We start from the raw sequence: 13,798 nt of genomic DNA on the forward strand, positions 1-13,798 counted from the left end.
GGACCGGCCGCGCCGCTCAGGCGTGGCTCTCCTTTGCGCTGTTGTCGAGCAGGCGGACATCTTCCTCAGGCTGCGGATCGCGGCCCAGGCGCATGCCCACGATGGTGATGACCGCTGTCAGGGCGAGGTATCCGGCAATCAGGTGCCAGCCACCGGAGGCCGCGCCGTAGAGGGCGGTGAAGATCAGCGGGGCCACGGCGCCGCCGATGACGCCGGCCAGCGTGTACGCGAGCGAGCTGCCGGCGTAGCGGAGGCGGGCCGGGAACTGCTCCGTGATGAACGCGGCCTGCGGGCCGTACATGAAGGCGTGCAGGGCCAGGCCGATTACCACGCCGATGGTGAGCATCAGCACGGACTTGCCCTGGATCATCAGGAAGAACAGCGGAATGTAGATGGCGGTTGCGGCGGCGGCGATCCCGTAGACCCAGCGGCGGTTGATGCGGTCGGTGAGGGCGCCGGCGGCCGGGATAAGGAAGAGCTGGAACGCGGAACCGATGAGGATGGCCGCCAGGACGTTGCCGGTGGTCATGCCGAGTTGCTTGGTGGCGTAGACGGCCACGAACACGGTGAAGAGGGCGTAGAGGACGTCCGGGCACAGGCGGGACAGGGCTGCCGAGATGAGGGCCTTGGGCTCCTTGGTGAAGACTTCCTTGATGGGTGCCTTGGGGCGGTCACCGTGGGCCTGGATGGCTTTGAAGACCGGGGTTTCCTCGAGCTTGAGGCGGATCAGCAGGCCGAAGGCCACCAGGATCGCGGAGGCGAGGAATGCGACGCGCCAGCCCCAGGACAGGAATGCTTCGTTGCTGAGCGAGGCGGCCAGGACGGCGAGGACGCCGTTGGCCATCAGGTTGCCGGCGGGCGGGCCGATCTGCGCGGCGGAGGACCAGAATCCGCGCTTGTTGGGATCGCCGAACTCGCTGGAGAGCAGCACCGCGCCGCCCCATTCGCCGCCGACGCCGATGCCCTGGGCCAGGCGCAGGAGCACCAGGATGATGGGGGCGGCGATGCCGATGGCTGAGTAGTCGGGCAGCGCACCGATGAGGACGGTGGCGGCGCCGATCAGCACCAGGGTGAAGACGAGGACGTATTTGCGGCCCACCTTGTCACCGAGCCGGCCGAACACCACACCGCCGATGGGGCGGGCCAGGTAGCCCACCGCGAAGGCCGAGAAGGACAGGAGCAGCCCTACGAATTCGTCATCCGAGGGAAAGAAGATCTTGGGGAAGACGAGGGCCGAGGCCACCGAGTAGATGGCGAAATCGTAGTACTCGAGCGAGGTGCCGGTGAGGCTGGCGACGTAAGCCTTCAGTGCGCCGGCCGGCGGCTTCCTTGCCGCCGTCTTCGCTGCCTTGTTGGTGCTGGTCATGGGTTCCTCCGGGGGTGAGGGTGGTGCGGGGCCTGTTGGCCTTGGATACGGGGGGCGGTAGCCGGGCGGACTGGCTAGGCGAACGCGCCGATGCTGATGCCGGCGTCGGCGAGTGCGGACTTCACGGCGGTGGCCATTGCGACCGCCCCTGGGGAGTCACCATGCAAGCAGATGCTTTCTGCGCGGATTTTCAGGATGGACCCGTCGATGGTCCTGACGGACTGTTCGGTGGCCATCCTTAATACATGCTCCGCCACTTCGGCGGGATCGTGAAGGACTGCGCCCGGCTGGGTACGGGACACGAGGGTCCCGTCCGGGTTGTAGGCGCGGTCCGCGAAGGCTTCGGTCACTGCCCGCAGGCCCGCTTCCTCTGCCAGCCGCAGGACTTCCGAGCCTGGCAGCCCCATGATGGGCAGGCCGGGATCCACGGACTTCACGGCGTCGACGACGGCGCGCGCCTGGGCGGTGTGCGACACAATCGCGTTGTACAGGCCGCCGTGCGGCTTCACGTACCGGACTTTCGTTCCTTCGGCGGCGGCCAATGCCTGCAGAGCACCGATCTGGTACACCACGTCGTCGGCCAGTTCGCCTGGGCTGATGTCCAGGAAGCGGCGTCCGAAGCCTGCGAGGTCGCGGTAGCCCACGTGGGCGCCGATGACGACGCCGGCCTCCGCCGCGTTCCGGCAGGTCCGGCGGATCACGGTGGGGTCCCCGGCATGGAAGCCGCAGGCCACGTTGGCGCTGGACACCGAGCTGAACATGGCGGCATCGTCGCCGAGGGTCCAGCGGCCGAAGGACTCGCCGACGTCGCTGTTGAGGTCGATGGAAGTCATTTGTGATCCCCGTCTCATTGGTTGGTCATAACTAGGATGCACCAAATCTACGGATTGTTCAACAATCCTTCGATTCAACGATGTGACGATCGTGTAAATTCTCGGGTATGGCCACTCTCGATTCCGCTCCCGCTTCCGCAGGCCGCCTCCGGGTGGCCATGCCGTCCGTGGCTGAACGCGTGGCCCAGGAACTCCGCCGGCAGCTGGCCGAAGGCGCGTTGATCCCGGGGGCGAGGCTCACCGAATCCACCATTGCCGAGGACCTGGGCGTCTCCCGGAACACAGTGCGGGAGGCGTTTGCGGAACTGGCCAGTGAGCGTCTGGTGGTCCGGCACCCCAACCGCGGCGTCTTCGTGGCAAGCCTGGGGGCGGAGGACATCCATGACGTCTATACGGTCCGGCGGTTTATCGAGGTCAGCGCGATGCGCGGCGGAGGCAGCCCCGAGGATGTGGCCGCTGTCCGGGCCGCGGTGGAGGAAGGCAAGCGCGCTGCGGCGGCCGGAGACGATGAAGCCGGGGGGACCGCTAACCAGCACTTCCACGGTGCCATCGTGGCGATGGCCCGCAGCCCGCGGCTGAACACGGTCATGGCCCAGGTGCTGGCCGAGATGCGCTTGTTCTTCCACAAGGCCACCGCTGATGCACTGTTCTACCAGCGCTACCTGCCGGACAACGAAGCAATCTGTGAGGCGTTGGAAGCCGGCGATCCGGACCGGGCCGCGGATCTCCTGCTGGCCTACCTGGACCGTTCCGAGGACAACCTGGCGGCAGTGCACGGAGAGTAGGTCGGCGGCTTGGTGCCGCCGGATCCCGGGCTTACTCGGCGATGTCCTCTGCCCAGAGTTCCGGGTTGTTGTCCTGGAAATCGCGCATCATGTCCACGCAGCGCTGGTCATCGAGGACAATCACTTCGACGCCGCGGGACCGCAGGAGGTCGAACTCGCCCGGGAAGGTGCGCGCTTCGCCCACCACCACCCGGGGGATCTTGAACTGGATGATGGTTCCGGTGCACATGGCACACGGGGCAAGGGTGGTGTACAGCGTGGTGTCCCGGTAGCTGCGCTGCCGGCCGGCTGCCCGGAGCGCCGACATCTCCCCGTGCGCTATCGGATCGCCGTTCTGGACCCGCTCGTTGTGGCCGCTGGCGATGACCACACCGTTGCGGGCAAGCGCCGCGCCGATGGGAATGCCGCCTTCGCTGGAGCTTTTCCGGGCCGCCGCATAGGCAGCCTCGAATGCAGCGTCGGAAGTCGCCTGCGGAGGCAATGCGGCGGCAGCCAGCGGGGATTCGGAAGTCATCCGGACATTGTCGCATGCGGGATTACCCGGCGGACCGCCGGAGGCCCCGGGCAGCCGGGACCTCCTGGCTGTTAGGCCGGACTCGGGTTTTCGTCAGGCGCGGGTCCTGCCGCGGACGAAGTGGAAGATCAGGACGACGACGGCGACAACCAGCAGGATGTGGATCAGGCCGCCGCCAATATTGGCGAGCAGTCCGAGAAGCCACAGAACGGCAATGATGATGGCAATCCAAAGCAACATGGAATTCTCCTTGTGGGTAAATTTCGGATGGAATTGTGCTTTAGCCCGCGGATTTTCACATACTACGCCCGGCGCAATCCCCCGACGCCAAACACCGCGCTGTTAATTTTCCCAACCCCGCCGCGGGCCGATCCGCGGCCACCACGCGGGGGCGTTCGCCAACCGCCAGGACCTACTTTTGGGTGACCCGGTACCGTTCGATTTGCCGGAGACGGCGCAGGAGGCTGTCGCGCCGGGGGTGCGGGACGGCGTCGGCCGCTTCTGCCGTGAGGTCAATGTGCCTGGTGCCGAATTGCCACAGCAGGAGGTCATCCAGCAGCCGGTCCGGTCCGGGGGAGTAGCGGTGGTCCAGGGCCTTGCGGACCTCGGTGATCTGCTCCGCGCGGAGCAGCCCGGCCAGTTCCATGGTCCGCGTGAGTCCGTGCGCCGCGAGCAGCTCCGAGGCCCAGCCCCAGTCGTCATCCACCTTGCGGTCCACGTGCGGCAGCAGCGTGCGCCACACATCCCTGACCCGGTTCGGTGTGAGCGGTGCCGCGCCCTCACCGTCGGTGTCCCAGAAGCTGCGGACTTCCTCGTACCGTTCGTGCAGGTCCGCGAACGCCGTCTCCACCGTTTCCAGCATGGCTGCCGTGGCCGTGAACTGCCGGTCGAAATGCGGGGTCCAGGCCCGGGGATCCTCGGCCTTGAAGCGGATATCGTGCTCGATTTCGCTCCATGCGTGGGCGAAGATGGTGCGGATCTGGCACTCGAAGAAGTAGCTGCCGTTGGGCGTGACCTCCGGGTTGAAGACCTGTTGGTATTCCTTGACGGCCTCGTTCTGGATGGTCCGCAGGATCAGGTGCCGGCTCGAATACCCGTAGGTGCCGGACTCGATGGAGCCGATGTCCTTTTCCCGGTCCCCGCGGCAGTCGAACAGCTGGCGCTGCCGCTTGATGATGTTGGCCACCGCCGCATTCTCGGCCGGCAGCTTGGTAATGACGCGGATCCCCACCATGTCATTGAGGGTCCGGAACGGGTCCGGGAACTTCAGCAGCCGGCGCCCGCCCGGCTCCAGCGGCTCCTCTGTGCGGGAGATCTTCTCCTTGAACGACTCCACCGTCTTGGTGCGGCCAGTGACGAACAGCGGGGTGACCTCACTGTCCTTGAGCATGTCCCGCAGGACCAGCAGCACATCGCGGGTAACCAGTTTCAGGGCAGGGCGGACTTGCTCGTACAGCTCCACGTTGTGCTGCACGGATTCGCGCAGCGGCTCGTCCAAATTCTCCCAGTTACTCGGCATGGTCCCAGCTTACGGCCGGGGTCTGACAGAACGGAGGCGGCCAATCCTTGCGCGTCACAGGACGCCACCAGACACCCGCCCCAGTCCCGGACTCGGAAGCGGAAGAGGGGGGGGTGAATGGGGGGGGAGGAAGTGTTGACACGCCCCGCCGGCTGGCCTAGCTTTCATTCCATCTGGTGGGGCAACAGCGGCCCAGAGGCCGCCGGTACCGGTCTTGTCGCCGCGAAGGCACACAACCTGTTACCTCCGGCGGGCGCCGGGCAGAACTGCCACGGCCGGAACCGCCCGCCGCCCGGCACCATTCCAGGACTGCAACCATGACCAACCTGACGAAGGCCCGCCGCATCGCCGCGGCAGCAGTAGCACTCTTGACGGCCGCCGCCGCGGGGATCACCCCGGCGCAGGCTGCACCCCAAGGCGGCCCGCGCTACGGCCCAGGTGCGGCGGGAAGTGGTGATCCCTACTTCCCGTACGCGGGCAACGGCGGGTACGACGTCCTGCACTACGGCCTCGACCTCCGCTACACGCCGCCGTCGGACCCGGCCGCAGCGGGAAACCTCACCGCGGAGGCCACCATCACCCTGCGCGCCACCCAGGACCTGGACGCCCTCGACTTCGACCTGCGCGGACTCACCGTCACCGCCGTGGACGTGGACGGCAAGGACGTCAATCGCGGCGCGGGCCCCTCGGAGTGGACCCAGGTGCAGGACGATGCGAACCGCCGGTGGGAACTCACCGTCGGACTGCGGCCCAAACTGAAGGAAGGCCGGACAACCACCATCACCATCAGCTACGGCGGTGCCACCGGCCGGCCCCAGGACACTACGGGGGCGCTGTACGGATGGGTGACCACCCCTGACGGAGCCATGGTGGTCAACGAACCCGACGGCGCACCCACCTGGTTTCCGGTGAACGACGACCCCGAGGACAAAGCCACGTACTCCTTCCGCATCACCGTCCCGGAAGGAAAAACCGCAGTAGCCAACGGCCTGCCCGGGGACGACCCGGAAACACACGCCGGCTGGACAACCTGGAGCTGGGAGGCGGCGGACCCGATGGCCAGCTACCTCGCCACGGCAAGCGTCGGAGACTTCACCCTGTCCTACAGCGAGGGACCCCGCGGCCTGCCGATCATCAATGCGGTGGACACCGGTGTGACCGGGCCCGCGCTGGTGAAAACCAATGCGGCCCTTGCGCTGCAGCCACAAATGATCCGCTACCTGTCAGACCTGTTCGGGCGGTATCCGTTCGAGGCCTTCGGTGCGATTGTGGACGACGACTCGGTGGATTACGCCCTGGAAACGCAAACCCGGCCGGTCTATTCAGAGGTTGCCGATGAGGACACGGTTGTCCACGAACTGGGTCACCAGTGGTTCGGTAACAGCGTCAGCCCGGCGGACTGGAAGGACATCTGGCTCAACGAGGGCTGGGCCACCTATGTCGAGTGGCTGTGGGCCGAACACCAGGGCAAGGCGACACTGGCAAAGCAGTTCACGGATACCGTGGCTGAACTGGACAGCAAGAACCTCTGGGCGCTGGACATCTCCAATCCGGGGCGGGACAACCTGTTCGCCGAGCAGGTGTACCGACGGGGAGCCGCCATGCTCCATGCACTGCGGGCCAGGATCGGGGACGCGGCCTTCTTTGCCGGGGCCACCGAATGGCTGGACCGCTACGCCAATTCCTCGGCAACAACCGGGGATTTTGAAGCAGTGATGGAGGAAGCCTCCGGGCAGCAGCTTGACGCGTTCTTCAACGACTGGCTGCGGGAGGGGGACCGCCCGGCTATGCCGTAGTGGAGCCGCGCACCACCAGCGACGTTTCCAGCGTGACGCCGCCGGGCTTCAGGAACTTGCCCTCCATCAGCCGGCGCAGCTGCTCGCCCGCTTTCTGGCCCAGGGACGTGGCGGGCAAGTGGACGCTGGTCAGGCCGGGATTGCTGGTGGCCGAATAGGGAAGGTCGTCGAAGCCGGCCACCGCAAGTTCCTCCGGGATCCGCACACCGGCCACCCGAGCCTCCTGCAGCACGCCGTAACCGTGCGTATCGGTTCCGCAGACGACGGCGGTCACCCCCGCGCGCTGCCACTCCGGCCAGGCGGCGGCGAACGCGGCGGCCGCGGTCCCGACGTCGATGGTGGTGCTGATGATCCGGTCCGGGCTCACGGAGATGCCGCGCGCCGCGGCCTCTTCCAGGAACGCCGCACGCCGCACGGCAAACGTGTCGGTGCCGGTCACGCTGTCCACATAAGCCGCTTCCGTGTGCCCGGCGGCGGCCAGGTGTGCTGCCAGCTGGCGGGCCCCGCTGGCCACATCGAGGTTGACGGATGGTGCGTAGGATTCCAGCCCGGGCGCGTCCAGCAGGACAAGGGGCGACGGCGAGGCGAGGTCCTCAAGGAAGTCCGCGTTGGGTGCGTCCACCAGCAGCCCGGCCGGGCGCAGCGACATGAGCCGCCGGACGTCGCTGGCCTGCGGAAACTCGCCCGCTTCGGTGACGGACAGCAGCAGCTGGTACTGCGGGCCGAGTGCTTCCCGTACCCCGTCGATGACCTTGGCGAAGAAGGGGTTGGAGATATCCGGCGCCACCAGGATGACGATGGAGCTCACGCCCTTGGCCAGCGAGCTGCCGATTCCGTCCACCACATAGCCAAGCTCGGCAATGGCGTCACGAACCCGGGCCACGTTGTCCTCGGAGACGCGGCCCGCCGTCTTGCCGTTGGCCACAAGGGATACCGTCGCCGTCGAAACACCTGCCCGGGCGGCGACCATGGCCGCCGTGATCCGCCGTGGGCGCGCGTGCTGCTGCCTCTGTTCCGCGGATTCCATACGTTGATCGTAGTGGGCGTGGAGCAGCACTCGCCGCTGGCGTGTGCTGCGCCTGGCCCTGCTAGCTGCTCGGGCGCTGGGCGCGCAGGGCCAGCACGGCCCTTGAGGCAAACGCACAGCCCGCGAGCAGCAGAATGACTGCCGACACGATGGAGTACCAGACTCCATTGGCGGTCAGTGCGATGTAGACGCCGATGAGAGAGAAGACAACTGCCCCCAGCGACCAAATGAGCGTTGCCCTCTTGGTGTTATCCATGACCTCAGCCTAGGCGACATCGTTCCTGTTCAGCGCCCCGGGGCGGTCCCGCCGGATCTTCGTGAATCCCGACGGCGGCAGCCGCTGAGCCGGCAGCGGCACCGCGACCGCGCCGATGGCGCTGAGCCGGTAGCCTGGCGGATATGGCGCGCATGTGCCATAAAAAATCAGGGTCAAGCGCGGCAATACGTCAAGCGCTTGACCTGCACCAACGTTAAGCGTTTGACGTACGCCACATTCTGCTGCCATGATCACTCCTGAACGCTACAACTCCCCGGACGCCAGGCAGCTGGCACGGGCCCCAATGACGTGGAGAACACCATGGAACCCAACTTCCAGAACCCTGAGCCGGTCCAGGGCGCCGAGCGCAGGAAAATCATCCTGGACTGCGACCCCGGGCATGACGACGCTGTGGCGTTGCTGCTCGCACACGGCAACCCCAACATCGACCTGCTGGCTGTCACCACAGTGGTGGGCAACCAGACCCTCGAAAAAGTCACCCGCAACGCGCTCGCCGTGGGCACCATCGCCGGCATCACCGGCGTTCCCTTCGCTGCCGGCTGCGACCGCCCGCTGGTCCGCAGCATCGAAACCGCACCGGACATCCACGGCGAGTCCGGCATGGACGGCCCCGCCCTGCCCGAGTCCACCATCGAACTGGACCCGCGCCACGCCGTCGACCTCATCATCGACACCGTGATGGCGCACGAACCCGGCACCGTCACCCTGGTCCCCACCGCCGGCCTGACCAACATCGCCCTGGCCGCCCGCAAGGAACCCCGCATCGTGGAACGCGTCAAGGAAGTGGTCCTCATGGGCGGCGGCTACCACGTGGGCAACTGGAGCGCCGTGGCCGAGTTCAACATCATCATCGACCCCGAGGCCGCGCACATCGTCTTCAACGAGAAGTGGCCAGTGGTGATGGTGGGCCTGGACCTCACCCACCAGGCGCTGGCCACCCCGGACGTGGTGGAAAAGATCGCCGCCATCGGTACCGGGCCGGCGAAGTTCGTCACCGAGCTGATGGACTTCTTCGCCCACACGTACAAGGACGCCCAGGGCTTCGACTACCCGCCCGTCCACGATCCCTGCGCCGTCGCGTACGTCATCGACCCCAGCATCGTCAGCACCCGCAAGGTGCCCGTCAACATCGAACTGCAGGGCACCCTCACCCTTGGCATGACCGTGGCCGATTTCCGCGCCCCGGCGCCCGCCGACTGCCACACCAGCGTTGCCGTGGACCTGGACCACGGACGGTTCTGGGACCTCGTCACCGACGCACTGGTCCGCATCGGCGAGCCGGGCCCCGGTGACACGGACAACAAAGGCAACGCGTCCGACGTCGTCCGTCCCGAAAGTGCCCAGCTCACCGCCGGAGGGGTCAAGTAATGGCCGCCACCATCACTGAAACCAAGACCGGCCGCGGCAACATCGCAGCCCTCATGACCGCGCTGCTGGCCGCCTGCGTGGCGTTCCAGCTCAACGCGTCCATGCTTAGCCCCGCCCTGGTGACCATGGGCGAGGAGCTCAAAGCGGACCAGGCCGTCATCGGGCTCTCGCAGACCTGGTTCTTCACCGCCGCCGCCCTGTTCTCCCTGTTCCTGCCGCGGCTGAGCGACATCGTGGGCCGCAAGAAGGTCCTCGTGGGCATGATGGTGATGATGGCCGTGGGTTCGGTCATCGCCGCCCTCGCCCCGGACATCACCTGGCTCTTTGTGGGCCGCATCATCCAGGGCGTCAGCGGACCCACCGTGCCGCTGTGCCTGATCATGCTCCGCTCCGCCGTCAGCAACCCCCGCAAGTACGGCACGCTCATGGGCCTGATCACCGCCGTCAACGGCGGCGTGGCGGGCGTGGACTCCTTCGTGGGCGGCTACTTCGCCGAGCACTTCGGCTTCCGCAGCATCTTCTGGCTGATGGTGGTCCTGGCCGTCGCTGCCACCGCCCTCATCGTGTTCCTGGCCGCCGAAAGCAAGCCTGCCGCTGGTACCCGGATGGACTGGCTGGGCGTGTTCTTCATCGTGGTGGCCGTCGGTGCCCTGCTCACCGCCCTGAACGAAGGCTCCAAGCTGGTGGGCGGCTTCAACTCCGGCACGCTCATCCTGAGCCTGGCGCTGGTGGCCGTGTCCGTCGTCGCGTTCCTTGCCTTCTGGCGCGCCGAACAGCGCGCCGCGCAGCCCATGGTGGAAACCGTGCACCTGCGCCAGCGCGCCACCTGGGCCCCGCTGCTCACCACCACCCTGACCATGACCGGCATCTTCGCCGTCATCAACGGCATCGTTCCCGCCTACGTCCAGGCCGCGGAGCCCGGGTTCGGGGTGGGCCCCACCGAGATGTCGCTGATCATCCTCACCCCGTACGCCCTGCTGGGCTGGGTGGTGGGCCCGCTCAGCGGCAAGCTCGCACCGGTCCTGGGATACACCAAGGTGCTGCGCATCGGCCTGCTCGGCAGCATCGCGGCGCTGGCCGTCATCGGGTTCCTGGGCCTGCACAGCCTGCCGATGATGATTGCCGGCACGGTCTTGCTGGGCATCATGTACGCCGGTACGGTCAACATCATGCTCAACGGACTCGGCGTTGTCCTCTCGCCCGCCGGCAACCCCGGCTTCCTGCCCGGCATGAACGCCGGTGCCTTCAACCTCGGTGCGGGCCTGAGCTTCCTCATCCTGCCGGCCGTGCTGGTGGCGACAGCCTCCCTTGGCGATGCCTCCGCTTCCTACCTGACCGTGGTGGTGGTCGGCCTGGGGCTGACGGTGGCCGCGTTCGCTGCATCGCTGCTGATCCCCAAGCCGGTTGAGGCCGAGGTGGCCGAATGAGCGCCGATGCCGGGACCGCAGGTTCCGTGGGCACTGGCCGGATTGTCGTCGTCGGGTCCCTCAACGCGGACCTCACCATCTACTGCGAGCGGCTCCCGCAGCCGGGCGAAACGGTGCACGGCAACGGCTTCGCCGTGAACCCCGGCGGCAAGAGCGCCAACCAGGCGGTCGCCGCCGGCCGCCTGGGCGGGCACGTCAGCCTGGTGGGTGCCGTGGGGGATGACCCCAACGGGCACATGCTGCTGGCCTCGGTGGCCGGTGCCGGCGTGGACGTAGGGCAGGTGCGCACCTCCAGCGAGCCCACCGGCGTCGCCGTGATCGCCGTCGACGCCGGCGGCGAGAACAACATCATCATCTCCGCGGGCGCCAACGGCACGCTGTCCCCGGCGGACGTGGCGGAGGCCGCGGACGTCCTGGAGGGCGCCGCCGTCGTCAGCCTCTGCCTGGAAGTTGCCATGCCCACGGTGCTGGCCGCGGCGCAGGCAGGCCACGACGCCGGCGCAAAGGTCCTGCTGAACCTCTCGCCGTACGCCCACATCCCCGCAGCGCTGGCTGAGTTGGTGGACGTCCTGCTGGTGAACGCGCATGAAGCCGCGCTGTTCCTCGGGCCTGGGGCCTCCGTCCCGGGTGCCGGCGCCCACGCGGCGCAATGGGATGCCGTCCGCGAACGCTTTGCCGAACGGGGGATCCGGCAGGTGCTGGTGACCCTCGGGGCGAACGGGTCCGTGGTGCTGGATTCCGACGCCCCCGCCAACCGGTCCGTGGTGTTCGTGAAGCCCACCAAGGTTGACGCGGTGGACACCACCGGCGCCGGGGACGCCTTCACCGGTGCCGTGGCGGTCCGGCTCGCCGCCGGTGATGCCCTCGCCGACGCCGCAGCGTTCGCCTCCGTGGCCGCGGCCCTGGCCACCACGCGCAAGGGCACCCAGGCGGCGTATCCGGAAACGGCCGACGTCGAACGCCGCCTGCGCGTCTCCTAACCCCATCGATTGTTCCCCACCGGCACCCTAGCCTCGAAAGCTCGGCCAAGGAACCCTGCGGGCGTGGGCCCAAACGCCCTTTTCAGGCGTCAGAACGGCGTTTACGGAGCAATCGATGTTCAGCCGAGTGCTTCCAGCGTGACGCCGGTGTGCTCTTCCAGCCGGGCGAGCAGGGCGTCCTGGAAATCGTGATCTTCCGCGGCCGGGTGCGGGGTCTGCCGGCGCTGGTGGTACCAGTAGCCGCCGCTGCCCTGGGCGTCCGGGTCATCACTGGTGGCCAGCCACTCCTGCGTGCGGTGGCCGAGCTCAAGATCGTCCGGGGCGGAGCGTCCGCCCATCCGGGTGGGCACCCAGCCCGGGTCCACGGCGTTGCTGGTGACGCCGGGTACCAGGCGGGCCAGGGCGGCGGAGATGGCCGTGATGTGCAGCTTGGTGGTGGAATACGACGCCGTGGCGGAGCGGCCTGACCAGTCCAGGCCGTCGAGACGGGTGTTGCCGCCGCGGTGCATGCCGCTGCTCAGGTAGATCAGCCGGCGCGGCCCGCTGATCAGCGCGGTGAGCAGGTACGGCGCCACCACGTTGACGGGCAGGAGCGCGGCACCGTCCAGTACTCCGGCGTTGTGGATCACGGCGTGTATCCCGCCGATGCGGTTGGCCTGGTCAGCGAGTTGGCGGACCTCGGCGTCGTCCGAAAGGTCTCCCACCAGGCACTGCGCACCCTGGTCCACCAGGTGCTGCACCGCGGGCAGGCGCCGGGCGGACCGGGCGTGAACCAGCACGTGGTGGCCTTCACGGGCCAGTGTTTCCGCCGTTGCCAGGCCCAGCCCGTCCGTTGAACCGGTCACCAGAATCCGTGCCATGGAAGAACCTCCGTTGTTTGTGCTCCAGGTACCCAGTTATACCCGCGCCCAAGTCCGCCGCCGGGAGCTCAGTTCAGCAGCCAGGCCGCCCCGAGCAGCAACGGAACGGCCAGCGCCGAGGTGATCACCGCCGTCGTCTGCGCAAGGCTTTGGCCCACGCGGTACCGCACAGCGTAGAGGACCACGTTCTGGCCGGTGGGCAATATGGCACAGGCGGTCACCACGAAGGTGTTGAAGTCGTCCAGGTGGAAGACGTAGCTGGCCAGGAGCCAGGCGAGGGCGGGCTGGATGGCTGATTTCAGGACGACGGCCAGGAACGTGGGCGCGCTGTCGCTGCTGCTGGCCCGGGGTGAGAGGCCATGGAGGGACATGCCGAAGATGATCAGCATCAGCGGAACCGTCACCTGGGCGATGAGCCTAAGCGGGTCCAGCACCAGGGTGGGGATTTCGATGCCGACGGCGCTGACGATGATGCCCAGGATGGCCGCCACTGTCACGGGGTTGCGGAAGGGCGTGGCGAGGATGCGGCGCAGGGACGGCTTGGTTCCGTCCGGGTTGGTCAGGTCCAGGATGGTCAGCGCGATGGGGGTGATCACGGCGAGCTGGAACAGCATGATGGGTGTGACGTAGGTGGCGCTTCCCATGACGTACTGCGACAGCGGAACGCCGAGGTTGGTGGAGTTCACGATGCCTGTGGCCAGGGCGCCGATGGTGGTGCGGCGGACTCCCCATCGGGCGATTGCACCCACCAGGGCGAACACCGCCATCATGGCAACGGCGGTGACCACCGAGATCAGGCCCGTTTCGCTCAGGACCTCCGAGATGTGCCGGGTGGCGATCATCGAGAACATCAGGCTGGGCAGTCCCACCAGGAACGTCAGGCTGGAAAGCACCTTGGTGCCCTGCGGGCCCAGCGCATTCGACCTGCCGAGCACGTAGCCGACGAACATGACCACGCCCACCACAAAAAATCCCTTTAGGACTCCGTCCACACCGCTGTCCTCAATCTCATCGCCCTTCGGGCGGCAGTACCTGGCGGAGCCTTT

General features: G+C 67.4%; 14 protein-coding genes. 5 read left to right on the forward strand and 9 right to left on the reverse strand.

What is annotated here, in order from left to right; translation table 11 throughout:
* Positions 1-16: 16 nt before the first annotated feature.
* Together BLT71_RS02280 and BLT71_RS02285 are read right to left on the reverse strand one after the other, a co-directional pair.
* Positions 17-1,366: an MFS transporter gene (locus BLT71_RS02280; protein WP_091717220.1), complete on the reverse strand. Its 1,350-nt coding sequence runs from the start codon at positions 1,364-1,366 to the stop codon at positions 17-19.
* Positions 1,367-1,440: 74 nt separating this feature from the next.
* Entirely contained in the window at positions 1,441-2,199 is a 759-nt protein-coding gene (locus BLT71_RS02285) for a LamB/YcsF family protein (protein ID WP_091717222.1), read from the reverse strand.
* Between the two features lie 107 nt (positions 2,200-2,306).
* On the opposite strand from BLT71_RS02285, the gene BLT71_RS02290 reads away from it, so the two are divergent.
* Positions 2,307-2,984, forward strand: a complete 678-nt coding sequence (locus BLT71_RS02290) for a GntR family transcriptional regulator (protein ID WP_091717224.1) — start codon at positions 2,307-2,309, stop codon at positions 2,982-2,984.
* 31 nt (positions 2,985-3,015) lie between these two features.
* Here the strand turns inward: BLT71_RS02290 and BLT71_RS02295 are convergent, their stop codons facing one another.
* The 3 genes from BLT71_RS02295 to BLT71_RS02300 form a co-directional block, all read right to left on the reverse strand.
* Positions 3,016-3,498, reverse strand: coding sequence for a nucleoside deaminase (locus tag BLT71_RS02295; protein ID WP_091717226.1), 483 nt, complete (start codon positions 3,496-3,498; stop codon positions 3,016-3,018).
* A gap of 93 nt (positions 3,499-3,591) precedes the next feature.
* Positions 3,592-3,738, reverse strand: coding sequence for a lmo0937 family membrane protein (locus BLT71_RS20295; protein ID WP_156368333.1), 147 nt, complete (start codon positions 3,736-3,738; stop codon positions 3,592-3,594).
* A 172-nt stretch (positions 3,739-3,910) separates the two neighbouring features.
* Positions 3,911-5,017 (reverse strand): GTP pyrophosphokinase, encoded by a 1,107-nt coding sequence (locus BLT71_RS02300; protein WP_091717228.1) that lies wholly within the window; start codon positions 5,015-5,017, stop codon positions 3,911-3,913.
* Between the two features lie 317 nt (positions 5,018-5,334).
* Here BLT71_RS02300 and BLT71_RS02305 point away from each other — a divergent pair, with 317 nt between their 5' ends.
* The gene (locus BLT71_RS02305; protein ID WP_091717230.1) at positions 5,335-6,813 is read left to right on the forward strand and encodes a M1 family metallopeptidase; all 1,479 of its coding nucleotides are present in this window, start codon (positions 5,335-5,337) and stop codon (positions 6,811-6,813) included.
* Here BLT71_RS02305 and BLT71_RS02310 read toward each other — a convergent pair.
* Positions 6,803-7,840, reverse strand: a complete 1,038-nt coding sequence (locus BLT71_RS02310; RefSeq protein WP_091723754.1) for a LacI family DNA-binding transcriptional regulator — start codon at positions 7,838-7,840, stop codon at positions 6,803-6,805. The genes BLT71_RS02305 and BLT71_RS02310 overlap by 11 nt on opposite strands.
* Before the next feature lie 61 nt (positions 7,841-7,901).
* Positions 7,902-8,096 (reverse strand): hypothetical protein, encoded by a 195-nt coding sequence (locus BLT71_RS02315; RefSeq protein WP_091717232.1) that lies wholly within the window; start codon positions 8,094-8,096, stop codon positions 7,902-7,904.
* A gap of 321 nt (positions 8,097-8,417) precedes the next feature.
* Here BLT71_RS02315 and uriH point away from each other — a divergent pair, with 321 nt between their 5' ends.
* Genes uriH through BLT71_RS02330 form a run of 3 tightly spaced genes read left to right on the forward strand, consistent with a single transcriptional unit; the run spans position 8,418 to position 11,892 of the window.
* Positions 8,418-9,485, forward strand: a complete 1,068-nt coding sequence (gene uriH, locus BLT71_RS02320) for a uridine-preferring nucleoside hydrolase UriH (RefSeq protein ID WP_091723756.1) — start codon at positions 8,418-8,420, stop codon at positions 9,483-9,485.
* Positions 9,485-10,912 (forward strand): uridine transporter UriT, encoded by a 1,428-nt coding sequence (gene uriT / locus BLT71_RS02325; RefSeq protein WP_091717234.1) that lies wholly within the window; start codon positions 9,485-9,487, stop codon positions 10,910-10,912. Before uriH ends, uriT begins: the two co-directional genes overlap by 1 nt.
* Positions 10,909-11,892 (forward strand): ribokinase, encoded by a 984-nt coding sequence (locus tag BLT71_RS02330; RefSeq protein ID WP_091717236.1) that lies wholly within the window; start codon positions 10,909-10,911, stop codon positions 11,890-11,892. The genes uriT and BLT71_RS02330 overlap by 4 nt, the downstream gene beginning before the upstream one ends.
* 119 nt (positions 11,893-12,011) lie before the next feature.
* Here the strand turns inward: BLT71_RS02330 and BLT71_RS02335 are convergent, their stop codons facing one another.
* Positions 12,012-12,752: an SDR family NAD(P)-dependent oxidoreductase gene (locus BLT71_RS02335; RefSeq protein ID WP_091717238.1), complete on the reverse strand. Its 741-nt coding sequence runs from the start codon at positions 12,750-12,752 to the stop codon at positions 12,012-12,014.
* Positions 12,753-12,820: 68 nt separating this feature from the next.
* The gene (locus BLT71_RS02340) at positions 12,821-13,744 is read right to left on the reverse strand and encodes an AEC family transporter (protein WP_091717239.1); all 924 of its coding nucleotides are present in this window, start codon (positions 13,742-13,744) and stop codon (positions 12,821-12,823) included.
* Positions 13,745-13,798: the final 54 nt, after the last annotated feature.

Source organism: Pseudarthrobacter equi (assembly GCF_900105535.1).
Classification (GTDB): Bacteria; Actinomycetota; Actinomycetes; order Actinomycetales; family Micrococcaceae; genus Arthrobacter; species Arthrobacter equi.

Excerpts from the sequence above, each read along its gene's own strand:
- uriH (WP_091723756.1), top strand. The coding sequence starts at position 8,418 with ATGGAACCCAACTTCCAGAACCCTGAGCCGGTCCAGGGCGCCGAGCGC.
- BLT71_RS02295 (WP_091717226.1), bottom strand. The coding sequence starts at position 3,498 with ATGACTTCCGAATCCCCGCTGGCTGCCGCCGCATTGCCTCCGCAGGCG.
- BLT71_RS02300 (WP_091717228.1), bottom strand. The coding sequence starts at position 5,017 with ATGCCGAGTAACTGGGAGAATTTGGACGAGCCGCTGCGCGAATCCGTG.
- BLT71_RS02335 (WP_091717238.1), bottom strand. The coding sequence starts at position 12,752 with ATGGCACGGATTCTGGTGACCGGTTCAACGGACGGGCTGGGCCTGGCA.
- BLT71_RS20295 (WP_156368333.1), bottom strand. The coding sequence starts at position 3,738 with ATGTTGCTTTGGATTGCCATCATCATTGCCGTTCTGTGGCTTCTCGGA.
- uriT (WP_091717234.1), top strand. The coding sequence starts at position 9,485 with ATGGCCGCCACCATCACTGAAACCAAGACCGGCCGCGGCAACATCGCA.
- BLT71_RS02280 (WP_091717220.1), bottom strand. The coding sequence starts at position 1,366 with ATGACCAGCACCAACAAGGCAGCGAAGACGGCGGCAAGGAAGCCGCCG.
- BLT71_RS02290 (WP_091717224.1), top strand. The coding sequence starts at position 2,307 with ATGGCCACTCTCGATTCCGCTCCCGCTTCCGCAGGCCGCCTCCGGGTG.
- BLT71_RS02285 (WP_091717222.1), bottom strand. The coding sequence starts at position 2,199 with ATGACTTCCATCGACCTCAACAGCGACGTCGGCGAGTCCTTCGGCCGC.
- BLT71_RS02310 (WP_091723754.1), bottom strand. The coding sequence starts at position 7,840 with ATGGAATCCGCGGAACAGAGGCAGCAGCACGCGCGCCCACGGCGGATC.
- BLT71_RS02330 (WP_091717236.1), top strand. The coding sequence starts at position 10,909 with ATGAGCGCCGATGCCGGGACCGCAGGTTCCGTGGGCACTGGCCGGATT.
- BLT71_RS02305 (WP_091717230.1), top strand. The coding sequence starts at position 5,335 with ATGACCAACCTGACGAAGGCCCGCCGCATCGCCGCGGCAGCAGTAGCA.
- BLT71_RS02315 (WP_091717232.1), bottom strand. The coding sequence starts at position 8,096 with ATGGATAACACCAAGAGGGCAACGCTCATTTGGTCGCTGGGGGCAGTT.